Source organism: Pseudomaricurvus alkylphenolicus (assembly GCF_011683955.1).
Taxonomy (GTDB): Bacteria; Pseudomonadota; Gammaproteobacteria; order Pseudomonadales; family Cellvibrionaceae; genus Pseudomaricurvus; species Pseudomaricurvus alkylphenolicus.
On sequence record NZ_JAAQPI010000002.1, the window covers coordinates 629,559 to 651,291 of the forward strand.

Annotated in this window: 24 protein-coding genes; 15 read left to right on the top strand and 9 right to left on the bottom strand. The window is 54.9% G+C overall.

Going from position 1 to position 21,733, the window contains the following annotated elements:
• Positions 1–2 precede the first annotated feature (2 nt).
• The 5 genes from HBA55_RS08100 to coaBC form a co-directional block, all read right to left on the bottom strand.
• Positions 3–374: a response regulator gene (locus tag HBA55_RS08100; RefSeq protein WP_166989225.1), complete on the bottom strand. Its 372-nt coding sequence runs from the start codon at positions 372–374 to the stop codon at positions 3–5.
• 145 nt (positions 375–519) lie between these two features.
• The gene (gene slmA / locus HBA55_RS08105; RefSeq protein ID WP_166989227.1) at positions 520–1,134 is read right to left on the bottom strand and encodes a nucleoid occlusion factor SlmA; all 615 of its coding nucleotides are present in this window, start codon (positions 1,132–1,134) and stop codon (positions 520–522) included.
• Positions 1,135–1,380: 246 nt separating this feature from the next.
• Positions 1,381–2,280, bottom strand: a complete 900-nt coding sequence (gene argB / locus HBA55_RS08110) for an acetylglutamate kinase (protein ID WP_166989229.1) — start codon at positions 2,278–2,280, stop codon at positions 1,381–1,383.
• A 28-nt stretch (positions 2,281–2,308) separates the two neighbouring features.
• Positions 2,309–4,756, bottom strand: a complete 2,448-nt coding sequence (locus tag HBA55_RS08115) for a phosphohexomutase domain-containing protein (RefSeq protein ID WP_166989231.1) — start codon at positions 4,754–4,756, stop codon at positions 2,309–2,311.
• A gap of 75 nt (positions 4,757–4,831) precedes the next feature.
• Positions 4,832–6,034, bottom strand: coding sequence for a bifunctional phosphopantothenoylcysteine decarboxylase/phosphopantothenate--cysteine ligase CoaBC (gene coaBC, locus HBA55_RS08120; protein WP_166989233.1), 1,203 nt, complete (start codon positions 6,032–6,034; stop codon positions 4,832–4,834).
• 129 nt (positions 6,035–6,163) lie between these two features.
• Here coaBC and radC point away from each other — a divergent pair, with 129 nt between their 5' ends.
• The 5 genes from radC to HBA55_RS08145 all read left to right on the top strand — a co-directional run bounded on the left by radC (position 6,164) and on the right by HBA55_RS08145 (position 8,862).
• A complete protein-coding gene (gene radC, locus HBA55_RS08125) occupies positions 6,164–6,838 on the top strand; it encodes a RadC family protein (RefSeq protein ID WP_166989235.1) in 675 nt (224 codons plus the stop codon).
• 307 nt (positions 6,839–7,145) lie between these two features.
• Positions 7,146–7,382 (top strand): 50S ribosomal protein L28, encoded by a 237-nt coding sequence (rpmB, locus tag HBA55_RS08130; protein ID WP_166989237.1) that lies wholly within the window; start codon positions 7,146–7,148, stop codon positions 7,380–7,382.
• 11 nt (positions 7,383–7,393) lie between these two features.
• On the top strand, positions 7,394–7,561 hold the full coding sequence (gene rpmG, locus HBA55_RS08135; protein WP_166989239.1) for a 50S ribosomal protein L33: 168 nt from the start codon (positions 7,394–7,396) through the stop codon (positions 7,559–7,561).
• 70 nt (positions 7,562–7,631) lie between these two features.
• The gene (mutM, locus tag HBA55_RS08140) at positions 7,632–8,447 is read left to right on the top strand and encodes a bifunctional DNA-formamidopyrimidine glycosylase/DNA-(apurinic or apyrimidinic site) lyase (RefSeq protein WP_166989241.1); all 816 of its coding nucleotides are present in this window, start codon (positions 7,632–7,634) and stop codon (positions 8,445–8,447) included.
• Positions 8,448–8,535: 88 nt separating this feature from the next.
• Positions 8,536–8,862: a hypothetical protein gene (locus tag HBA55_RS08145; RefSeq protein WP_338109374.1), complete on the top strand. Its 327-nt coding sequence runs from the start codon at positions 8,536–8,538 to the stop codon at positions 8,860–8,862.
• Between the two features lie 56 nt (positions 8,863–8,918).
• Here the strand turns inward: HBA55_RS08145 and coaD are convergent, their stop codons facing one another.
• Together coaD and rsmD are read right to left on the bottom strand one after the other, a co-directional pair.
• Positions 8,919–9,395 (bottom strand): pantetheine-phosphate adenylyltransferase, encoded by a 477-nt coding sequence (gene coaD / locus HBA55_RS08150; RefSeq protein WP_166989243.1) that lies wholly within the window; start codon positions 9,393–9,395, stop codon positions 8,919–8,921.
• A 129-nt stretch (positions 9,396–9,524) separates the two neighbouring features.
• Positions 9,525–10,082: a 16S rRNA (guanine(966)-N(2))-methyltransferase RsmD gene (gene rsmD / locus HBA55_RS08155; protein ID WP_166989245.1), complete on the bottom strand. Its 558-nt coding sequence runs from the start codon at positions 10,080–10,082 to the stop codon at positions 9,525–9,527.
• 411 nt (positions 10,083–10,493) lie between these two features.
• Between rsmD and ftsY the strand changes: the two genes are divergently transcribed.
• The 8 genes from ftsY to HBA55_RS08195 all read left to right on the top strand — a co-directional run bounded on the left by ftsY (position 10,494) and on the right by HBA55_RS08195 (position 17,541).
• Positions 10,494–11,495, top strand: a complete 1,002-nt coding sequence (gene ftsY / locus HBA55_RS08160; RefSeq protein WP_420821495.1) for a signal recognition particle-docking protein FtsY — start codon at positions 10,494–10,496, stop codon at positions 11,493–11,495.
• Between the two features lie 5 nt (positions 11,496–11,500).
• Positions 11,501–12,193, top strand: coding sequence for a cell division ATP-binding protein FtsE (ftsE, locus tag HBA55_RS08165; RefSeq protein WP_166989249.1), 693 nt, complete (start codon positions 11,501–11,503; stop codon positions 12,191–12,193).
• Complete coding sequence (gene ftsX / locus HBA55_RS08170; protein WP_338109375.1) at positions 12,168–13,187, top strand: permease-like cell division protein FtsX; 1,020 nt, start codon at positions 12,168–12,170, stop codon at positions 13,185–13,187. Before ftsE ends, ftsX begins: the two co-directional genes overlap by 26 nt.
• A 198-nt stretch (positions 13,188–13,385) precedes the next feature.
• Positions 13,386–14,240 (top strand): RNA polymerase sigma factor RpoH, encoded by an 855-nt coding sequence (gene rpoH, locus HBA55_RS08175; RefSeq protein ID WP_166989251.1) that lies wholly within the window; start codon positions 13,386–13,388, stop codon positions 14,238–14,240.
• Between the two features lie 128 nt (positions 14,241–14,368).
• Entirely contained in the window at positions 14,369–14,755 is a 387-nt protein-coding gene (locus tag HBA55_RS08180) for a DUF423 domain-containing protein (protein ID WP_166989253.1), read from the top strand.
• 75 nt (positions 14,756–14,830) lie between these two features.
• Positions 14,831–15,520: a tRNA (guanosine(46)-N7)-methyltransferase TrmB gene (gene trmB / locus HBA55_RS08185; protein ID WP_166989562.1), complete on the top strand. Its 690-nt coding sequence runs from the start codon at positions 14,831–14,833 to the stop codon at positions 15,518–15,520.
• A gap of 176 nt (positions 15,521–15,696) precedes the next feature.
• A complete protein-coding gene (locus tag HBA55_RS08190; protein WP_166989255.1) occupies positions 15,697–16,344 on the top strand; it encodes a DUF2959 domain-containing protein in 648 nt (215 codons plus the stop codon).
• Positions 16,345–16,428: 84 nt separating this feature from the next.
• On the top strand, positions 16,429–17,541 hold the full coding sequence (locus HBA55_RS08195) for an OmpA family protein (protein WP_166989257.1): 1,113 nt from the start codon (positions 16,429–16,431) through the stop codon (positions 17,539–17,541).
• 63 nt (positions 17,542–17,604) lie between these two features.
• On the opposite strand, the gene HBA55_RS08200 is transcribed toward HBA55_RS08195, so the two are convergent.
• Positions 17,605–18,462 carry a universal stress protein gene (locus HBA55_RS08200; protein WP_166989259.1) on the bottom strand — a complete coding sequence of 286 codons (858 nt, stop codon included), beginning with the start codon at positions 18,460–18,462 and terminating at the stop codon, positions 17,605–17,607.
• 91 nt (positions 18,463–18,553) lie between these two features.
• Here HBA55_RS08200 and elbB point away from each other — a divergent pair, with 91 nt between their 5' ends.
• Positions 18,554–19,210, top strand: a complete 657-nt coding sequence (gene elbB / locus HBA55_RS08205; RefSeq protein WP_166989261.1) for an isoprenoid biosynthesis glyoxalase ElbB — start codon at positions 18,554–18,556, stop codon at positions 19,208–19,210.
• A 30-nt stretch (positions 19,211–19,240) separates the two neighbouring features.
• Here the strand turns inward: elbB and HBA55_RS08210 are convergent, their stop codons facing one another.
• Positions 19,241–21,145, bottom strand: coding sequence for an ABC-F family ATP-binding cassette domain-containing protein (locus HBA55_RS08210; protein ID WP_166989263.1), 1,905 nt, complete (start codon positions 21,143–21,145; stop codon positions 19,241–19,243).
• Between the two features lie 63 nt (positions 21,146–21,208).
• On the opposite strand from HBA55_RS08210, the gene HBA55_RS38165 reads away from it, so the two are divergent.
• Complete coding sequence (locus HBA55_RS38165) at positions 21,209–21,712, top strand: TIGR02444 family protein (protein ID WP_166989265.1); 504 nt, start codon at positions 21,209–21,211, stop codon at positions 21,710–21,712.
• The last annotated feature ends 21 nt before the right edge of the window (positions 21,713–21,733 follow it).

A 21,733-nucleotide genomic window follows, 5' to 3' on the forward strand; every position in this document is an offset into this window, starting at 1 on the left:
ACTCATCGGCTCGGCACCAAAGTGCTGAGCTGCTCCAGTAGCAAGCCCTCATCGAGCGGTTTGGTAAGCAGGTCCGTCACTCCGGAGGCCAGGATTGACTCATGTTCGCCTTTAATAGCGTGGGCGGTTAATGCCAGGATCGGCAGCTCTTGCCATCGTGGTTGAGCCCGAATACGCCGAGTTGCCTCTTTGCCATCGATACCCGGCAGGGAAATATCCATCAATACGGCATCGAAGTGGTTGTCGAGCAACAACTCAAGCCCTTCCTCCGCAGTTTCGGCACAGACCACTTCGTAGTCCTCATCTTCCAGAATCCACGTAACCAGCTTGCGGTTATCAGGATTGTCTTCAATGACAAGAATCGTTCCCGGCATAATTCCGACCGCTTCAGCGCCTGATGGTACTGTTAAAGTGTAGATCAATATGTCGTGGCAAACAGCAATTCCCTTAGATCGCGCGAGCAACCCCACAGCCACTAAGGGATAGCAAGCTCGGCTGGCTGATTTTTGACCTGATTGCCTAATTGATAGGTTGCAGGGCTTCGCGAAAAAAGCCATTGACCAATACCGGCCACTGCTCTTCCCAGGATTCGGTGGGAGGGCGCTTGAACTCGCTGCGCACAAACTGCGCGATGCGTCCTTCCGCCGTTGCCATCAACAGATTGGCGGCGGCGGTGACAGGCAATGTCGGGCGAACCCCTTCCCGGATCTCGGCTTCTCTCAAAATCTGCTTGATTTGGGTTTCGAGCCGATCGAACAGTTGGGCTACCCGTGCTCTCAGGCGCTCAGTTTCACCGGTCAGTGCGTCTCCGGTAAGCAATCGTGTTATGCCAGGGTTGCGTTCGGTAAAGGTTAACAGGAGATAAATGATCTTGTTGCAGCGGGCCAGTGCGGAGGATTCATCATTGATGATCAGGTTAATGCGGGTGAAAAGGGTCTCCTCAATAAACTCGATCAGCCCCTCAAACATCTTGGATTTGCTGGGAAAATGACGGTATAGAGCAGCTTCCGATACCCCGACTTCCTTGGCCAGAGCGGCCGTGGTGATACGGGCTCCAGGGGACACTTCCAACATGTGTGCCAGAGACTCGAGAATTTGCTGTCGGCGGGAAACTTTGGTGCTGGGTTTGCTCATAATGTTGCTTGCTTGGCCTTGTAAACAATAACTCCCCCTTCGCCTCGAATAGCGAAAGCGTCGTAAATCCTGCGTTTGATAAATCCTTGATTGCCGGCCTGCCGGTTAGCTGCTTCCTCGGGTCTGAATATCTCAGCGGCTCAAGTACGCACACGCTATCCTAGCGAGTTAGAGGAGCGGCATCAATACAGAGATTCTGGAAATTGACCATTTGCCCTGGCCAATTTCCTCAATGTCAATAAGGGGTTATTGCTTATTGGTGATCAGTGTTCCCACCCCTTCGTCGGTAAAGATTTCAAGCAATACGGCGTGATTTACCCGGCCATCAATAATGTGGGCGCTGGTGACACCCCCTTTGACGGCATCCAGTGCGCAACCGATTTTGGGCAGCATACCCCCGTAAATGGTGCCATCCTCGATCAGGGCATCCACCTCCCGGGTGGTGAGGCCGGTCAACACCTTGCCCGACTTGTCTTGCAGGCCGGCAACGTTGGTTAGCAGCATAAGCTTCTCGGCCTGCAGCACTTCTGCAATTTTGCCGGCTACCAGATCAGCATTGATGTTATAGGAGTTACCTTCGCGGTCCACACCTATGGGTGCAATGACCGGGATAAAGTCACTGTTCAGTAGCATATCGATCACAGAGGTATTGATGGAGGAAACCTCACCCACATGACCAATATCGATGATTTCAGGCGCTTCCATATCCGGGCTGTTGCGGGTAACTTTGAGTTGGCGGGCGCGGATCAGTTGCCCGTCTTTGCCGGTTACGCCAATGGCCTGGCCTCCATTGCGATTGATCAGATTTACAATCTGCTTGTTAACAGAAGCGCCCAACACCATTTCGACAACATCCATGGTGGCGCTGTCCGTGACTCGCATTCCATCGACAAATTCGGAGTGAATATTGAGCTTGTTGAGCAAATCACCAATCTGTGGGCCACCACCGTGAACAACAATAGGATTCATGCCGACCAGCTTCATCAGTACAACGTCCCGGGCGAAGCTGTTTTGCAATGCTTCGTCCACCATGGCGTTGCCACCGAACTTGACCACGACGGTACGATTGGTAAAGCGCTGAATATAGGGTAAAGCCTCAGTCAAAACATTGGCTACGTTGATGGCATCATCGCGGGTAAGTGACATGGTAAACCTGCTTTAGTGTGTTTCTAATTTAAAAAGGGAGATCGAGTTCGCTATCGATCTTCAATAGCTCACGTTTAAACAGCTGCTGGACCTGTTCCAACACAGCTTCGGTTTCTGCTTCAAAGCGCAGCGTCAGTGCAGCGGAAGTGTTTGAGGCCCTCACCAACCCCCAGCCTTTGGCAAAATCCACTCGCAATCCGTCCAGTGTAATGGGTTTGCCATTCTGAAAGTTGCCGTTACTGATCAATTCCTGGACCACAGCGAACTTACGGTCTTCGGCGATCGGAACTCTAAGCTCGGGCGTTGACGGCAAGGCTGGAAAGCCATCAAACAGAGAGTCTATATCCTGGTCTCTCAATGTCATGATTTCCAGCAGCCGTGCGCAGGCGTACATACCGTCATCAAAACCATACCAGCGGTCTTTGATGAAGATATGCCCCGATAGTTCTCCGCCGATCAGGGCTCCGGTTTCCTGCATTTTAGTTTTCATTTGCGAGTGGCCGGTTTTCCACATGATCGGGCGGCCGCCATAGCTGCTGACAAGGGAGTTCAGTTCACGGGTGCATTTTACATCGAAGAGTACATCAGCGCCGGGATTGCGTGAGACGATATCTTTGGCGAACAGCATCAGCAGGCGGTCGGGCCAGATAATTTGTCCGCCTGGGGTGACAATCACCAATCTGTCACCATCCCCATCCAGCGCCAGGCCCAAATCAGCGCCCGAGGTCTTAACCGCTTCGATAAGGTCTGAGAGATTCTCCTCCACCGTGGGGTCCGGGTCGTGGTTCGGAAAGTTGCCGTCGACGTTGCAGTACAGCGGTTCAACGTCACAGCCGAGTTCTTCGAACAGTAGCGGTGCGACTTCGCCGGTAATGCCATTACCCGCGTCGATGACCAGTTTTACGTCGCCGGCCAGAGCCACGTCTGAGAAGACCCGGTCTATATACTCAGGGATAACCTGCTGTGAGGACTCCTCGCCCTGACCGCTGCGTAACTCGCCCTGTTCAATTCTGGACTTCACTGCCAGCACACCGTCATCCAGCAGTGTTTTACCGGCAATGACCATCTTAAAGCCGTTGTACTCGCCGCTGTTGTGGCTGGCGGTCACCATAACGCCACTGCTGCTTTCCGGTAATTCACAAGTGGCAAAATACATCAGAGGCGTGGGCACGGCTCCCAGGTTGATCGCGTTACAACCGCTGCTAAGGATGCCACTGACGAGCTCGTCGGTCAGTTCCGGGCTGTGAAGACGACCATCACGGGCGACAAACATGCAACTTTCACCGGCATCCAGCGCCATACTGCCCAGCGCCGTACCCACTTTCCTGGCCAGAGTCGGCGTGATTTCAGTCTCCGCGATACCGCGGATGTCATAGGCGCGAAAAATATGTGCCGGTAAGTTCTCCGTTACAGGGGGAGAAGATGCTACGGCGGCTTGCGGGCGTTCACGTTCTTCAAGCCCCAGCAGGCCTTCATCCTCTTCAGCCAGTTGGATATCGAGAATATCCTGTTCCTGATAAATCGGGTTACTGATGTTCTCTTCAGCCGCGGTCTGTTCAGGTACAGCCTCCGCTTTGGGTTTTGGAGCCGCTGCGGGCCTGGATGGAGGCAATGGCTGACGTGCAGGATCTACACGCCCTGTCAACCAGTAACCCAAGGCGAGCAGAATCGCCCCTACCAAGGCATGTGCTGTCAATAGCAGCACCGGGCTCATGGCCACTTGATCCGCCAGTTTTCTGGAAGGGGAAAACTGAATCTGCCAGACGCTGTCGGAAATACTGCTGGTTGCGCTCAGTGCCTTGTTTCCCTCCCCGCTCTGATAAATCAACAGTGGTTTGAGCTTGGCACTGCGATAGAGCTGGGTCTGACCCAATCCAGGCTGCATGGCAGCAATACGCTTGAACAAATCATCGGTGGTTAACGTCAGCAACAGAGTGCCAATCGGCTCTTCTGATCCGTCAGCGATGACGGGGGCAATCAGCAGCAGGGACCAGCCCTTGTCTTTTCTGAGTGCCTCCGGTGGAACGGCTTTTCCCTGTTCGGCGCGGTTGATCATATCCAGCTCAGTAAAGCTGAGAGGCCCTGGGGTGCCCGATAGCAGGTTATTGCGTCTTAAGTCGAGCACTCGAATTGACATCAGTTGATCAAACGCCGACCCCAGACTCTGGGACAGAGATTGCAGCAGTTGCTGATCATTATTTTGTAATCCCTGCCGTAACGAGCCTCGCTTGGCGAACTGCGCCAGTTGTTTCTGTTGTTGTTTGAGATAGATGGCAACATCGGAAGCCCTTTGTTGGGCCTGTTGGGCGGTCAGGTCCCTCAGGCGCTGATCCTGTTCTTTGATAATCCAGCGGTCATAGCTCCACAGACCGCTGCCAATCACCAGGGATACAACTAAAAGAAGGCATAAAATGGTTACGAGGGGCAGCCGACGAGTGGCGGCGGGGGCTTCTCTGAGCTTCTTTTTCAGAACCACTCTGAATTCCTTTTTCAAATACCAGGTTGGGGTGGCGGTACACCCTGGTCTCGTCTAGCGGATTAACCCGCTCGGTTAATCGGAGTTTACGGCCTGCGCCAGCCTGACAATCAAATCCCGGGCAAGCTGAGTTTTACTGCGCGGTGACAGGCTCTCCTCGTTTTCGGGCCAGACAATCGTTACTTCGTTATCATCACTATTAAAGCCGATATCGCCGCGGGAGACATCGTTGGCAATCACAACGTCGAGCTTTTTACGTACCAGTTTGTCCCGGGCATAGCTGGTCACATCCTGGGTTTCAGCGGCAAAACCAACCGTAAAAGGGCGATTATCACTGGCAGCAACAGCCGTTACGATGTCCGGGTTTTTAACCAGTTCCAGAACCATCGTGTCTTGACCGGTTTTCTTGATTTTTTGCTCAGCTGCGTTTGCCGGCCTGTAATCGGCCACGGCGGCGGAGGCAATAAACATATCGCAATCCGAGAGAGCATCAAGACTGGCTTGGTACATTTGCTCGGCACTATCAACAGCCACAAACCGGCATCGCTCGGGCTCAGGCAGCCGGGTGGGGCCACTGATCAATGTCACTCTGGCACCGGCGTCACGGGCGGCTTCGGCCAGCGCATAACCCATTTTTCCAGAGCTGTGATTACTGATATAACGGACAGGGTCTATAGCCTCGCGAGTGGGCCCCGCGGTGATCACGACGGATCTGCCCGCCAGAATGCCGGATTCAAACTGAGCGGCTGCCAGTTCTACCAACTGGTCGGGCTCGAGCATTCGGCCCGGCCCCACGTCGCCACAGGCCTGGCTGCCTTCGGCCGGACCAAAACAACGAATCCCGCGCTCCGCCAGGCATTTGAGGTTGTCCTGAGTGGCCAGATTACTCCACATGCCCTGGTTCATGGCGGGAGCGAGGCACAGAGGAGCCGGGGTTGCGAGACAGGCGGTGGTCAGCAGGTCATCACCCTGGCCCTGTACCAGGCGGGCGATAAAGTCGGCGGATGCCGGAGCCACCAGCAGCAAGTCCGCCCAGCGGGCAAGCTCGATGTGCCCCATTCCCGCCTCGGCTTCCGGATCGAGCAAAGTGGTATGGACGGGATTGCCCGAAAGAGCCTGTAGCGTCAAAGGGGTGATAAATTCCTGCGCAGCAGGCGTCATGATCACCCTGACACTGGCGCCCTGATCCTGGAGACGCCGGATAAGCTCGGCGCTCTTGTACGCGGCAATGCCGCCTGTAACGCCCAGCAGTATCTGTTTATTGGTGAGTGAACTCATGCTTTGTTCTGACCTGCAACATAATTAGTGGCACTAAAGATAGCATTACGACGAAATGGGTGAAAATATCTGACGCAATAATGGCAGCATTATAGGAAATATGGATCGCTCATCACAGGGATGTTGATAATGAGTATTCGCGATTGGCCCGCACAGGAGCGGCCACGGGAAAAATTACTGGAAAAAGGGGCGTCGGTACTCTCTGATGCCGAATTATTGGCCATTTTCCTGCGCACAGGTTGTGCCGGAAGATCGGCAGTGGACCTGGCCAGAGAGCTGCTGGCCCAGTTTGGCGGCCTGAGGCCAATACTGGAGGCCGATCAGGACCAATTCTGTGGTGCACGAGGGTTAGGACAGGCCAAGTTTGCCCAACTGCAGGCGGTGCTGGAGATGGGGCGACGGCATTTAGCAGAAATCATGCAATCCAGTACCCTCTTTGACAGCCCGGAAGCCGTACGCGCCTACCTGACAGCGGAAATGCGACACCAACCCAGAGAGGTTTTCAGTTTGCTGTTGCTGGATAACCGCCATCGCCTGCTGCGTTACCAGGAACTGTTTCAGGGCACCATAGACGGCACCAGCGTATACCCGCGGGAAGTGGTGAAAACCGCTCTGGAGGCCAATGCGGCGGCGGTGATACTGGCTCACAACCATCCATCTGGTGAGGCCCAGCCCAGCCAGGCCGACAGGCGCATTACACAACGGCTGCAACAGGCGCTGGCCCTGGTGGATATTCGCGTACTGGATCATCTGGTCGTCGGGGATGGCGAGGTGGTGTCTTTTGCCGAGCGAGGGCTATTGTAGCCTTTACTGCAATTGGGCCGCTTGGGGCACAGCTGTCCGGACCAATGTTTGAGCGTGGCGCTGAGCAAAAAACCGGCTGATTATTTGCTATTGATCCATCGTTCTGGTATAAAACGCCGCTCTCTGCGACGGACCCCAATTTTGTTTGAAGCTTGTTGCTTGACTCAGGGCTTCAACCCTTCTCGGTTTCAGCAGGGTTTGGCCCAGTTTGAAGGCGGTATAGAAGGCAATTGAGTCGCTGATTTCGACTGAAGTTTTATTTAATTGCTGCCAAGGCAGCGATGATCTGTTTAAACGAGGCAATAAGATGTCTAAGGTATGTCAGGTCACTGGTAAGCGTCCAGTAACCGGTAACAATGTATCCCACGCAAAAAACCACACCAAGCGTCGTTTTTTGCCTAACCTGCACTCTCACCGTTTCTGGGTAGAGTCCGAGAAGCGCTTTGTTAAGCTGCGTGTATCCTCTAAAGGCATGCGCATCATCGACAAGAAGGGCATTGAGTCCGTACTGAGCGACATCCGCGCTCGCGGTGAGAAGGTATAAGGAGCTGAATCATGGCTAAAGGTGCACGCGAAAAAATCCGTCTGAACTCCAGTGCTGGTACCGGTCACTTCTACACGACCGATAAGAACAAGCGCAACACTCCAGAAAAGATGGAAATCAAAAAATACGATCCAGTGGTTCGTAAGCACGTTATGTATAAGGAAGGCAAAATCAAGTAAGAGCCTTTCTTACTTTTGCCTCTGAAAAACCCGGCCATGCGCCGGGTTTTTTATTTACAGGAAAATCGACATGCCAGAACTGCCAGAAGTGGAAACAACCCGGCGGGGCATCGAGCCCCACATTCTTGGTCGACCGGTGCAGGCGGTGACTGTGCGGCAGCCAAGCTTGCGCTGGCCCGTACCCGATGATCTTGCCAGTCAGCTGGAAGGCAGAAAGCTCCAGGCTGTTTTGCGCAGAGGTAAGTACTTACTACTGGGATTTTCCACGGGAACTCTGATACTGCACTTGGGAATGTCTGGCAGTCTGCGCATCGTGTCGCGCCGCGAAGACGCTGGCTACCATGATCATGTCGATATCGATTTTGGTGCCAAAGCCGTGCTTCGTCTAAATGACCCCCGTCGCTTTGGAGCCGTTTTGTTTACAGAGGAGGAGCCGGAACATCATCCCCTGATCGAGCATCTGGGTCCGGAGCCCCTCAGCGACACCTTCAGCGGTGACCTTCTCTATCAGCGTTCACGTAAGCGCAAACAGGCGGTCAAAACCTTTATTATGGACAGCAAGATAGTGGTGGGAGTGGGAAATATCTACGCCAATGAAGCCTTGTTCAGCGCGGGAATTCGGCCCACTTCGGCGGCTGGCAGAATCTCCAAAGAACGCTATCGACGTTTGGCCAGCGAAATCAAAGCTGTGTTGGCTCGTGCCATTGAGCAGGGCGGAACAACCCTTCGGGACTTTGTTGGCGGGGATGGCAAGCCGGGTTACTTCCAACAACAGCTCTTGGTGTACGGCCGAACCGGTAAGCCCTGCAGAGAGTGTGATCGACCTCTCAAAGAAATACGCCTGGGGCAGCGGTCCACGGTCTACTGTAGTCACTGCCAGCGCTGAGCTGCCATAATCCGGGTCTGTTGCTGCTACACTTTACTTGGCACCGGATACAGAATTGACCGAATCACACTGGAATAAGGAGATAATTGTGTTGAGACATATGCGCAGGTATAAGGCTTTGGTCCTGGCGAGTTGCTTGGCCATCAGCCCCTTGAGTCTGGGGGAGGAGGGTATCAACAAGGTGGAAGAAGACCCCTCTGCACTGGCTATGACCACGGATCTTCTGGTGGTTCGGCCTGTACTACTGGCTACCACGATCGTCGGTTCCGCCGTGTGGGTGGTATCGCTGCCATTTTCCGCCGCTGGAGGCAATATGATGCAGGCAGCCGACACCTTGGTTGTGGGGCCGGGGAAAGCCACCTTTGTGCGCTGTCTGGGATGCACGCAGGCCGGTTACAAGCAAACCATTGAATAGCGCGCTCAATTAAGCCCCTGAACGGGGCTTAATCAGCCTGACAGCAACGCTGGCGATCAGCCGAATTTGACCTTCAAGTCTTCGGCGATCAAGGGGTGGACAAATTTTGACACATCCCCGCCCAGAGAGGCGATCTCCCGCACCAGGGAGGAAGATATGTAGGAAAGGTGCTCTGCAGGCGTCAGAAACAGGCTTTCCATCTCCGGCATCAGGGCGCGGTTCATGTTGGCCAGCTGAAATTCGTATTCAAAGTCCGATACCGCCCGCAAACCGCGGAGTACGCCGTTGGCCTGCTTCTGTTTGACCAGATCGGCCAGCAATATGTCGAAGCCGCAAATGTCGACATTGTCCAGGTGGGCCAGGACTTTGTTGACTTGTTCAACCCGCTCTTCCAGGGTGAACAGAGGGTTCTTCTTGGTACTGGCAGCAATGGCGACCGTTACCTTGTCGAACAGTCGGCAGGCGCGCTCAACCAGATCGATATGGCCATTGGTAATAGGATCAAAGGTGCCGGGATATACCACGTGTTTCATTGGAAAATCTCTCACTTTGTGCCGGATCAATATCGTCAATAATCCTTTGGGAGGCGCGATAGTAAACAATTTGCGACGGTAGCACAAAACCCCTGCGGTCTTTCTGTTGGGTATTTAGGCCACTTATGCTCAAACTTGCCGGTAATAGAGCCGGTAACAAACCTCTCCTGCACGTTTCTCTCGGTGCAAGTCCCAGTCCTTTGGTACTGTGATCAGTGTATCTGCCGGAGATTCCAAATAAATTGCAGCCTGATGACTGAGCCAGCCGTGTTGCTCCAATGCATCAATACTGGTTGACCACAGGTCGGCCCCAAAGGGGGGGTCTATAAATAGCACGTCGTAAGGGGTAGGAGGCTGTGTCTCTAGCCATTGCAGAGAGTCAGCCTGAATCACCCGCGCCTGGAGATCTTGTGGGTTATTTCGGCCCAGCATGGCCAGGTTGTCCCGCAGCTGCTGTGCCGCCTCGGGGTTTAACTCCACCAGAGTCACCTCATGAGCTCCCCGCGAAAGTGCCTCCAGCCCCAGGGCGCCGGAACCGGCAAACAGGTCCAGGCAGCGTGCACCGGGAAGGTCGGGTGCCAGCCAATTAAACAGCGTCTCTCGAATGCGATCCCCGGTTGGACGAAGTCCCTGGGCGGTGACTATTGGCAATTTTCGACCGCGCCACTGCCCTCCAATAATTCTCATTTGACCATTTCCGGCCTGGCCGCCGCCACGCTTGCCGGCCCTGGCGGCAGCTCGTCGGGAGTTTTTCAACGATGTACCTCAAGCTTGATGTTGAATCGGGGGCTGCCCCCGGCCTCTCTTAGCCGGTAGAATGCATGCTTTTGAATATGTGGCTGGGATTGTACAGCCTTGAGGACCAGCGTGAGCAGTAGTTTCTTTGATCGATTCAAAAAGGACGGCAAAAGCAGCCAGTCCGGGCAGGAAGCGGAGACGACCCCGGCCGTAAACGGCGAACACGCCCCAGAATCCGGTTCCGGTAATGAGCCTCCCCCGAAAAAGGGGTTCTTCTCGCGGTTTAACCGACCTGAGGTGACCTCGGATACCCAGAGCAGTGACACTCAGCAACCGCCAGATCCGACGCCACAGGCAACGATCCCGGAGAGTGCTGAGGCGGAGCGCGCGGTCGAATCCGCGCCGGTATCGCTGGGTGAAAAGGAAAAACCCAAAAGCAAGGAAAGCATCTGGGCGCGTATCAAAGCCGGGTTGTCACGTACCAGCGCCAATTTTGCTGAGGGCCTGGGGCTGCTGTTCCTGGGCAAGAAAGAGATCGATGACGACCTGCTGGAAGAGATAGAAACCCAGCTGCTGGTTGCTGATGTGGGCCTGGAGGCGACCACCGACATTATTGACAAGCTGACCGAGCGGGTGGAAAGAAAGCAATTATCGGATCCTCAGGCGCTCTACGAAGCGCTGAAGGAATCGTTAATGGAGCTTTTGAAGAAAGTGGAATCCCCTCTTCAGCTTGAGGAAAAGAAGCCCTATGTCATCTTAGTCGTTGGTGTCAATGGTGTGGGTAAAACCACCACCATTGGCAAACTGGCCCGACGTTTCCAGGGGCAGGGTAAGAGTGTGATGCTGGCGGCGGGAGACACCTTCCGGGCAGCAGCGGTCGAGCAGCTGCAGGTCTGGGGCGAGCGCAATCAGGTGCCGGTTGTGGCGCAGCACACCGGCGCGGACAGCGCTTCGGTGATTTACGATGCGGTGGCCTCGGCACAAGCCAAGGGCGTGGACGTGGTGATCGCCGATACCGCCGGGCGCCTTCATAACAAGGCCAACCTTATGGAAGAGCTGTCCAAGGTCAAGCGCGTGATGGCCAAGCTTGATAATACGGCACCTCACGAGGTGCTGTTGGTACTTGATGCCGGTACAGGCCAGAACGCCCTCAATCAGGCCGAGCAGTTTATCGATGCCGCCAAGGTCACCGGCATGGCTCTGACCAAACTGGATGGGACTGCAAAAGGAGGGGTGATCTTTGCCCTGAGCCAGAAATTCGGTATTCCAGTGCGCTTTATTGGTGTGGGCGAAGGGATTGACGATCTGCAACCGTTTGAAGCCGATGCGTTCGTCCAGGCACTGTTCAGTGATGAGACCTAGCAACAGTGATTCGCTTTGACCAGGTAAGCATGCGCTATGCCGGGGGCTACGAGGCCCTGAGCCGTGTCAGCTTTGAGGTGGGAGCCGGAGAAATGGTGTTTCTCACCGGGCACTCAGGTGCGGGCAAGAGCACGCTGCTAAAGCTGATAATGCTGATGGAGCGAGCTACCCAGGGACAAGTTCTGGTGAACGGCCAAAACCTCAATCGTTTGCCGGCCAGTCAGATTCCCCTGTTGCGGCGACGTATTGGGGTGGTGTTCCAGAATCACCAGCTGCTGTTTGATCGCAGCGTCTATGACAATGTGGCCTTGCCCCTGGTGATCGAGGGTTACCACCCCAGGGAGGCGGCTCGGCGCGTGAGGGCCGCGCTGGACAAAGTGGGGCTGTTGACAAAAGAAAAGCAGAATCCCATCGTTTTGTCTGGCGGCGAACAACAACGGGTGGGTATCGCCAGAGCGGTGGTGAACAAGCCCCGCCTGTTGCTGGCGGATGAACCCACCGGTAACCTCGATCCCGCGCTTTCCAGCGAAATCATGACTTTATTTCGGCAGTTCAATGATGTCGGTGTCTCTGTCATGATCGCCAGCCACGATATCGACCTGATTCGTCGTCTCAAGCGGCGGGTATTGGGTTTGTCCAAGGGAGAGCTGGTTCACGACGGGGAGTTGCAAGGTGCAGCGAACACAGAAAACGCCTGATCGCTCAGGCGAGGACCGCCGCCCACAGACCCGCGCCAGGCGTACGGAAGGAGCGGTCATGCATCGCAACCAGCTACGCGACCGCTGGCAAAGCTATCTGGACCATCATCGATTCAGCGCCAGGGACAGCCTAAAAAGGCTCTTGAGCACCCCACTGCAAAGCCTCATGACCTGGCTGGTTATCGCTGTGGCCCTGGCTCTGCCGGCGACATTATTTACCAGTCTCGATAACCTCAAAGTGATTGGCCAGCGCTGGGACGGCGCTCCCCAGATTACCCTGTTTCTTAACCAGAGAGCTCGCCCCCAGGCGGTGGAGGCGTTGCAGCAAAAACTGCGCCTTCGGCAAGATGTTGCTGCCCTCGAGTATGTCAGTCCAGAGCAGGCACTGCGGCAGTTCGAGATGGAATCCGGCATGGGCAGTGCGTTGAGCGGCCTCGACAACAACCCCCTTCCTCCGACGTTGCTTCTGACCCCTGCAGCGGGGATCAGTGCCGCGGATCTCGGGTTGCTGGGTGAGCAGCTGGCGCAGTTAAAAATTGTGGATGAGGTCCTGTTCGATCGGGCCTGGATCGAGCGGTTGCAAGGCATACTGACCCTGGGAGAGCGTATTGCTCTGGTGGTTGGGGCGCTATTGGCCCTGGGGGTAGTGCTGGTGATCGGTAATACCATCCGACTGGCTATTGAGAACCGGCGCGATGAAATCACCATCATCAAACTGGTCGGAGGCAGCGATGCCTTTGTACGTCGTCCGTTCCTTTACACGGGGCTTTGGTATGGCCTTGGGGGTGGTTTACTGGCGCTGGTGATGGTACTTGTACTTCTGTTTTCCCTCTCGGGGGCCGTAGCCTCCCTGGCCAGCAGCTATCAAAGTGATTACAGTCTTCAGGGGCTGGGATTTTCCGGAAGTCTGCTGCTGGTGCTTACGGGAACCCTGGTCGGGTGGTTGGGTGCCTGGTTGGCAGTGGGGCGACATTTGGGTGCGATTGAGCCCTGATGACCCCCGTTCTCTCCCTGGGTTTGGCAGTCTTGACCCCCAATTGACCACCTTCAACTCTATATCGAGAGCTGTTAACAATTCTTAACTGCTTGAATTTAAACAATTAACCGGAAACTTTTGCCAGAGTTAGCGCTCTAATCCAAGGAGTGCTAAACTCAGTCCGTTTTTTTGACAAATTTCATTGGAGACGAATCCATGGGAACCAGCCTGCAGCCTGTAGGAGTACTCGCACCGGGGGCGAACCTCAACGCGTATGTACAGGCCGTTAACGGCTTTGCCGTTCTGTCCGCCGAAGAAGAAAAGCGTCTGGCGGAAGAGCTCTACTACCATCAGGACCTGGACGCCGCGCGGCGCCTGGTTATGGCCCACCTGCGATTCGTCGTGCATATTGCCAAAACCTATTCCGGCTATGGCCTCTCTCAGGCTGACCTGATCCAGGAAGGCAACGTAGGGTTGATGAAAGCGGTCAAGCGCTTCAACCCGGAAAAAGGCGTTCGTCTGGTGTCCTTTGCGGTGCACTGGATTAAAGCCGAGATGCACGAGTTCATTCTGCGCAACTGGCGTATTGTTAAAGTGGCGACCACCAAGGCCCAGCGCAAACTGTTCTTCAACCTGCGTGGTGCCAAAAAACGCCTGGCCTGGCTCACCAATGACGAAGCCGAGGCTGTAGCCAGCGATCTTAACGTCGATGTTAAACAGGTTCGCGAGATGGAAGGTCGCCTGTCGGCCTACGATGCGGCCTTTGACGCTGGCGCGGATGACGACGATGACACCGCCTACCAGGCACCGGCTCACTATCTGGAAGACAAGCGCTTTGACCCCGCCCACCAGCTGGAGCAGGCGGACTGGCAAGAAAGCAGCGTTAACAGCCTTACACAAGCTCTGGAGGGCCTGGATGACCGTTCCCGGGATATCATTCAGCAACGCTGGTTAAACGAAGACAAAGCCACATTGCATGAGTTGGCTGCCCAGTATGGGGTGTCTGCCGAGCGTATTCGCCAACTTGAGAAAAACGCCATGAAAAAGGTGCGTGTGGCGATGGAAGCCTGACAGCAGTTCGGAGTCATCCGGACAAACGGCATTATCTCCCGAACGCCGCTGATTCAGCGGCGTTTTTGTGTCTGTCCTTTTTCTGATCATCGCACTACAATACGCGGCTTTTATCGGAGCCTCACGAAATGGCGAAACAGCTACTGGTATTGGCTTCTGTTAGCGGATTGCTGGCTGTCGTCCTTGGTGCATTCGCCGCCCACGGGCTTAAGGGGCGGGTGGATGCGGCCATGCTCTCCGCCTTCCAGACCGGCGTGCAATACCAGTTTTACCACACATTGGCTCTGATACTGGTTGCCCTGTTACTGCTGCGTTTTCCCGAATCGGGTATGTTCCTATGGGCGGGGATCGCCTTTGTCGTAGGCATACTGCTATTTTCCGGCAGTCTCTATGCCCTGGCACTGGGCGGTCCACGCTGGTTAGGACCTGTCACGCCACTGGGAGGGGTCAGCTTTATGGTCGGTTGGATTTGCCTTTTTGTTGCCTCCTGGCGAATGCCAACGTCACCGATCTGACCCCGGTAGCAGGCGCTTCAGTAATCTCAAATTTGTAATCTCAATTCCCGCAAGATCATGTCAGAAACCTACGAAATCAAACCCGAATACAAGAAGAAGTCCATTCGCAGCTATGTTATTCGGGGCGGCCGCATTACCGTGGGCCAAAAGAAAGCCTTTGATTCCTATTGGCCTCAATTTGGGCTGAGCCTGTTTGATGGCCCCCTGATTGCGCAAGACACCTTTGGTCGTCAGGCCCCCGTCGTACTGGAGATTGGTTTCGGTATGGGGGACTCCCTATTGCAGATGGCCCAGGCTGAAGCAGATAAGGACTTTATCGGTATCGAGGTGCACCCGCCGGGCGTTGGCGCTTTGATTAATAATGCCGGCAAACAGGAAGTATCCAACCTGCGCGTCTATATGGCAGATGCCATTGATGTGCTTGAAGACTGCATTGCGGACGCCAGCCTGGATCGCTTCCAGCTGTATTTTCCGGATCCCTGGCACAAGAAAAAGCACAATAAACGGCGTATTGTTCAACCGGCGTTTGTTCAGAATATTCTCTCCAAGCTCAAACCCGGTGGCATGATTCACATGGCCACCGACTGGGAGCCCTACGCGGAACACATGATGGAAGTTCTGTCGGCGACCGAAGGTATCGAAAACTGTGCCGGTGAATACCAGTATTCACCCAGGCCTGATCACCGTCCCATCACCAAGTTTGAAAAGCGTGGCGAACGACTTGGCCACGGAGTTTGGGATTTACTGTTTGTAAAATCCTGTTAAAACAGTCCCGCCCCCTCTGTGGGGGCGACTCAAATCCTTCTACAATATTCTTGTCTTAACGCAGGTAATGCCGGCCTTCACACCGCTGTCACTTGCCGCCATTGGTATTGCAGCCCATACTGCCCGCACCGGGAGCCAGTGCTCCTCAGCCTGAAATCAAGAAAGGGAAGCTCGTCATGACAAAACGAATTCTTCTGGGGGTGTCGCTGCTGTTGACACTGGCCGGATGTGAAAGTGCTTACTACGGCGCCATGGAAAAGGTCGGCTTTCACAAGCGCGACATCCTCGTCGACCGGATCGAAGAGGTGCGAGAAGCGCAAGTGGATGCCAAGGAGCAGTTTTCTTCCGCGTTGGAGCGCTTTACCCACGAACTGAACTTTGACGGTGGCGAACTGGAAAAAACCTATAACCTGATCAATGATGAATACGAAGACAGCCTGTCGCGTGCCGAGGCCCTGAGTGCCCGCATCGACGGTGTGGAAAATGTGGCGGAGGCCCTGTTCGATGAATGGTCTGATGAGCTGGAGCAATACAGCAACAAAAGTCTCCGTCGTCAAAGTGAATCGAAGCTGCGAGACACTCGCCGGCGTTACCAAACCATGCTGACAGCAATGCGTGCAGCGGAGAAGAAAATGGCACCGGTGCTGGATACATTGCGAGATCAAACACTGTATCTGAAACACAATCTCAACGCCCGGGCCATCGCCTCACTCAAGGGCGAATTTAGCAACCTCAAGCGTGAGGTGGCGGTATTGATCAAAGATATGGAGACTTCCATTGCGGCCGCCGATCAATTCATGGCGGCTTTGCGTCAGGAGTCTTGAGGATATTTGGAACCCTATCGCGCCCCTCACCAAAGCGGGCGCCAAACAACAAGAACACAAAATCAAAGAGCAAGGAGCAACTCCATGATCAAGCTAAACCGGTTGGCCGCAGTCATCGGCCTGACCACCGTTATCACCTCCGCAGGCGTTTATGCGGATGACCACCAATTCGAACTTAACGGCGCGCTCGGTTACCACCTCTTTGACGGTGAGCGTGATATCGATGATGACGCTTTCCTGGGGTTGGGATTGGGATACGTGATCAATCCCAGGTGGACCCTGGAAGCCTGGTGGACGGAGGCCAGTACCGAGGCTGAAGACCTCAATATCGATGTTGACGCCACTGAGTATCGACTTGACGCGCTTTACCATTTTGCGAAACGCGGCGACTGGACGCCTTTTCTGGTCGCAGGTGTCGGTGATATGACCTTTGACCCCGATAACTTTGACGAGGTAGACGAAACTCGTATCAATCTAGGGCTTGGCGTTAAGCGAGCACTCACTGATCGCCTTGGCTTCCGCGGCGATCTGCGTGCTTTTAACAGTCTCGACCACGAAGATACCGATTTTGGATTGCAGCTGGGGCTTAACTACGCTCTGGGCAAGAGTGCAACTGCGACGCCTGTCACTCGCGAGATCGACAGCGATGGCGATGGTGTTCTGGACAGTGCGGATGCCTGCCCCAATACCCCAGCCGGGGCGCCCGTTGACGGTCGTGGCTGTCCACTCGACAGTGATCGCGATGGCGTCTATGACTACATGGATGAGTGCCCGAACACCGCTCGTAACCTGAAGGTGGATGCAAAAGGCTGCCCCCTGGTATTGACCGAGAAGGTCTCCATTGAGCTGCGGGTTAACTTTGACAACGACAGTGACGTGGTCAAACCCGAGTTCTTCGAAGAGATCCGTCAGGTGGCTGATTTCATGAACCAATACGCCAATACCCAAGTCGAGGTTCAGGGTCATACCGATGCCCGCGGTGCTGCCGACTACAACAAGCAGCTGTCTCAGCGCCGTGCAGATGCGGTCGCCAAAGTTTTGGTCACTGAATACGGCATTGAAGCCAGTCGCGTCAGTGGTAAAGGCTACGGAGAAGAACAGCCCATCGCCAGCAATGACACAGCTGAGGGCAGAGCTGCCAATCGCCGTGTCGTCGCGGAAATCAGTGCCCAGGTAAAAACCATGCAGGAGCGTTGATAGTCTGCCTTCAGGCAGATAATGAGACTGCATTCACCGGGGCCTGCAGGCCCCGGTATCCGTTCAGTTAACCGTCAGAACATCCATATCCACGGCATCCAGTACTTTTTCCGCGGTGTTGCCGAGCAAAGCGGCCTGCAAGCCTTTGCGTGCTACGGTGCCCATCACCAGGGCGTCAATATTGAGGTTATTGGCCACATCCACAATCACGTCTTTCGCCGAGCCTTGGTGGATGTGAATACGGTCCCGGTCTACGCCAAAGCGTTGACTGAGCAAGTCCTCATCATCTGTTTTTTCTTCTTCATCCTGCATCAGGCCCAAAATATCGGCCATATCTGCGGTTGCATCCAGAGCTGCCACCAGATGCAATTCCGAACGGGTTGCCAACGCTAAACGCTGCGCTTCCGTGATAATGGCATTGTTCAGCAGATCGTGTTCCACGTCGCCGGTATCAATCGTAACAGCGGCCAATATCCGCTGCTGCAGCCACGGACTTTGGTCGTGGATCAGCAAGGTCGCGCAGGGGGCGTGGCGCAACAAGGAATAGTCCGAGGTATGAGTCAGCTGGCGTTCCAAGCGGCTGTGAGGAAAGCTGGTTTTGATCACCATATCCGCGCCAATTCGGGCACAGGCGTGAATAACCGATTGCTCCCAGTTGTGGTTCCAGTAGGCCTCGGTGGTTACTGAAAGACCTTCTTCGCGCAGGGGCCTGGCCAGTTGTTCCAGGCGCTCCCGGCTTTGGCAGAGCGTATGGTGTTTGGCGTCCTTGCGCGATGCGAACTGCGAAATATCTTCCTGATAGTCGCAACAAAACAGATGCAGGCGAGCGCCACAATCCACCGCCAATTGTTCTCCCCGTTTTAACGCCGGTTGCTGCTCGGTAGTGGGATCAATCACCACCAGTAACATTGAAGGAACCATGCTCAATCTCCTTGGACAGCGATACCTGAATCCCTACAATATGACACATTAACGGGACCGGTGGGTCCTCAACGATGAGAGGGTTTGTCTTATGTCAAAGAAGGTAGCAGTAATTCTGGCCGGCAGCGGTGTTTATGACGGTTCTGAAATTCACGAGGCTGTTCTGACGTTACTGTGTTTGGATCAGCAGGGAGCCGAAGTGCAATGCTTCGCGCCGGATATTGAGCAACTGCATGTGGTGAATCATCTGACCGGGGAGGTGGCTGAGGGAGAAACCCGGCGCGTGCTGGTGGAAGCGGCTCGTATTGCTCGCGGGGCTGTTCAGGATCTGAAGAAGGCCAGTGCTGATGATTTTGATGCCATGGTCGTTCCCGGCGGTTTTGGCGCAGCCAAGAATCTGTGTGACTTTGCCGTTAACGGCAGTGATATGACGGTCAATGAAGATCTAAAGGCCTTCACCGGCGCTATGGCAGCACAGAACAAGCCAGTTGGTCTGATTTGCATTTCACCGGTCATGTCTGCCGCTCTTCTGGGAGAGGGTGTGAGCTGCACCATTGGCAATGATGCCGATACCGCCGCTGCTGTGGAGTGCATGGGGGCGAAGCACGTCGACACTCCGGTGGAAGAGATTGCCGTAGATGCTGAGCGCAAGCTGGTCACCACCGCAGCCTATATGCTGGCCGGTCGCATCAGCGAAGCCAACGCCGGCATCAGCAAACTGGTTAACAAGGTGCTGGAATTGGCCTGATAGGCGTTTATCGGGAAGGCGGATTCTTTACTATCCTTCCCGAACCTGCTGCTCCAGCATTTCGTACTCCTCGCTCAACAACATCCATTCTTCTTCCGCGGTATCCAACCGCTGGCGAAGTTCGCCCTGGCGCTTAAGCAAGCCTTGAAGGTCATCTTTGCGATCGGCGTCATAGAGGCTGGTGTCGGCCAATTGCTGCTCAATTTCGTCACATTGGGTTTGCCATTTGTCCACCTGACGTTCAGCTGCCTGAAGCTTTTTGCGCAGGGGCTGCAGTTGCTTGCGCTGAGCCGCCGCTTGTTGGCGCTGTTCGCGCCGGTCCTGGCGAGGTTCTGATTTTTCCTCACTGGCTGGCGGCGTATCTTCACGATTATCGAGCCACCTGTGGTAATCATCCAGGTCACCGTCGAACTGGTCTGCGCGGCCATCGGCAATTAACCAAAACTCATCCACGGTATTGCGCAGCAGATGCCGGTCGTGGGAGATAACCAGCACGGCACCCGGATAGGTTTGCAGCGCCAGGGTCAGGGCCTCACGCATATCCAGGTCCAGGTGGTTGGTAGGCTCGTCCAGCAGTAATAAATTGGGCTTTTGCCAGGCAATCAACGCCAACGCAAGCCGGGCCTTTTCGCCACCGGAAAAGTGCTGAATCACTTCAAAGGCACGGTCTCCGTGAAAACCGAACCCACCCAGGAAATTTCGGACCTCCTGCTCTCTTACTGAGGGGGAGAGCCGCTGGATGTGAAGGGCCGCGCTGGCATGCAAATCCAGTGATTCCAATTGGTGCTGATTGAAATAGCCCACAGCCAGGTTCTCGCCCGCGGTTCGCTGCCCGCCAATCAGAGGTAACTCACCTACCAGCGCTTTTATCAGGGTGGATTTGCCGGCTCCGTTGGGCCCCAGTAGCCCCAGTCGGCTGTCGGGTTCGATCCGAAGGTTCACCGATGACAAAATCGGGCTGGCGTCGTAACCGATACTGGCATCCACCAGTTGCAGAAGGGGTTGTGAGGTCTTATCCGCGCAGGGAATTTGAAACTGGAAGGGTGAATCCACATGCGCAGGGGCGATACGTTCAAGGCGCTCCAGTGCCTTAAGCCGGCTCTGAGCCTGCCGGGCTTTGGTGGCTTTCGCTCGAAAGCGGGCCACAAAGCGCTCAATCTCGGCAATCTGGGTTTGCTGGCGTTCAAACATCTGTTGCTGTTGGGCGAGGCGTTCTGCGCGCTGGCGCTCAAAGGAGGAATAGCTGCCACTGTAGAGATTGAGTTTCTGATGCTCGATGTGCACGATATGGTTCACCGTACTGTCGAGAAAGTCCCGGTCATGGGAGATAATCAGTAGCGTCCCCTTGAATTGCTGCAACCGCTGTTCCAGCCACCAGGTCGTATCCAGGTCCAAGTGGTTGGTGGGCTCATCGAGTAACAGCAGGTCTGCCGGGCACATCAATGCCTGTGCGAGATTCAGGCGAATACGCCAGCCTCCGGAAAAATCCCGCACGGGTCGCTCTCCGTCTGTGGCGGCAAATCCAAGGCCATTCATCAAAGATTGGGCGCGGGTCTCTGCAGTATATCCATCAATTGACTCGAACTCTGCGTACAGTCGTCCCAGCTGCTCACCACACTGTCCGTTTTGGCCGCCTTGTTCTATCTCGGCCTGTAACTGGCGAAAGCGTGCATCACCGTCAAGCACATAATCCAGAGCGCTTAGATCGCTGTGAGAGACCTCCTGCGCCATATGGGCAATGCGCCAACCCGAGGGGATATTGCATTCCCCCTGGTCGGCGGCAAGTTCACCACTGAGCATCTTGAACAGCGTACTCTTACCGGTTCCGTTTGCACCGACCAGGCCCACCTTATGGCCATCATGGAGTCTGAGCTGCGCCTCTTGCAGGAGAATTTTGCTGCCGCGCTGTAAGTTTACGTCGTGTAGTGTAATCATGGCGGGCATTCTATCATGCCTCCACGGCGATGATTCCAACTCTTATCCCAACCCAATACGGCCATGAACCCCAGCACAAACGAGTTCCCGGAGAGCAACAATTCAAGCAGTGGCCTCTGGCAATACAGCATTAGGTTGTATGCAGCGCCGGGTATGGAGTCTCTGTGCCTGCGTTTGCAGGACGGGCATGGTGTGAACATTTGCCTATTACTTTGGTGCCTGTGGTTGGATCAGAGCGGAAGAACCTTTGATACGAAGTTGTTGCGACAGGGGCAGAGAAGAGCGAACAGGTGGCACTGTGGGTTGGTAGCGCCCCTCAGATTATGGCGTAGATCCCTGTCAAAACAGGGCAGTTGGGCTGCCTGGCGGAAACGGTTGCAGAGTTGGGAGATTCGGGCGGAACGGGCAGAATTAAATCAGCTTGAATCATTGGTAGCCGATCAGGAGGCTTACGGGGCAACTGGTTTGACCTGGGAATACACCCGCCAGATCCTGGGCCAATCTGCATTGCAGCATCTGCCCACACTGAGGGAGATATGCAGCGGTGTGGACCATAGCGCAAGGTAATTAATCAAAGGAGGCTTACAT

Bases quoted from the DNA above. Each gene is read 5' to 3' on its own strand.
- HBA55_RS08100 (WP_166989225.1), bottom strand. From the start codon at position 374: ATGCCGGGAACGATTCTTGTCATTGAAGACAATCCTGATAACCGCAAG.
- slmA (WP_166989227.1), bottom strand. From the start codon at position 1,134: ATGAGCAAACCCAGCACCAAAGTTTCCCGCCGACAGCAAATTCTCGAG.
- argB (WP_166989229.1), bottom strand. From the start codon at position 2,280: ATGTCACTTACCCGCGATGATGCCATCAACGTAGCCAATGTTTTGACT.
- coaBC (WP_166989233.1), bottom strand. From the start codon at position 6,034: ATGAGTTCACTCACCAATAAACAGATACTGCTGGGCGTTACAGGCGGC.
- radC (WP_166989235.1), top strand. From the start codon at position 6,164: ATGAGTATTCGCGATTGGCCCGCACAGGAGCGGCCACGGGAAAAATTA.
- rpmB (WP_166989237.1), top strand. From the start codon at position 7,146: ATGTCTAAGGTATGTCAGGTCACTGGTAAGCGTCCAGTAACCGGTAAC.
- rpmG (WP_166989239.1), top strand. From the start codon at position 7,394: ATGGCTAAAGGTGCACGCGAAAAAATCCGTCTGAACTCCAGTGCTGGT.
- mutM (WP_166989241.1), top strand. From the start codon at position 7,632: ATGCCAGAACTGCCAGAAGTGGAAACAACCCGGCGGGGCATCGAGCCC.
- coaD (WP_166989243.1), bottom strand. From the start codon at position 9,395: ATGAAACACGTGGTATATCCCGGCACCTTTGATCCTATTACCAATGGC.
- rsmD (WP_166989245.1), bottom strand. From the start codon at position 10,082: ATGAGAATTATTGGAGGGCAGTGGCGCGGTCGAAAATTGCCAATAGTC.
- rpoH (WP_166989251.1), top strand. From the start codon at position 13,386: ATGGGAACCAGCCTGCAGCCTGTAGGAGTACTCGCACCGGGGGCGAAC.
- HBA55_RS08180 (WP_166989253.1), top strand. From the start codon at position 14,369: ATGGCGAAACAGCTACTGGTATTGGCTTCTGTTAGCGGATTGCTGGCT.
- HBA55_RS08190 (WP_166989255.1), top strand. From the start codon at position 15,697: ATGACAAAACGAATTCTTCTGGGGGTGTCGCTGCTGTTGACACTGGCC.
- HBA55_RS08195 (WP_166989257.1), top strand. From the start codon at position 16,429: ATGATCAAGCTAAACCGGTTGGCCGCAGTCATCGGCCTGACCACCGTT.
- HBA55_RS08200 (WP_166989259.1), bottom strand. From the start codon at position 18,462: ATGGTTCCTTCAATGTTACTGGTGGTGATTGATCCCACTACCGAGCAG.
- elbB (WP_166989261.1), top strand. From the start codon at position 18,554: ATGTCAAAGAAGGTAGCAGTAATTCTGGCCGGCAGCGGTGTTTATGAC.
- HBA55_RS08210 (WP_166989263.1), bottom strand. From the start codon at position 21,145: ATGATTACACTACACGACGTAAACTTACAGCGCGGCAGCAAAATTCTC.
- HBA55_RS38165 (WP_166989265.1), top strand. From the start codon at position 21,209: ATGAACCCCAGCACAAACGAGTTCCCGGAGAGCAACAATTCAAGCAGT.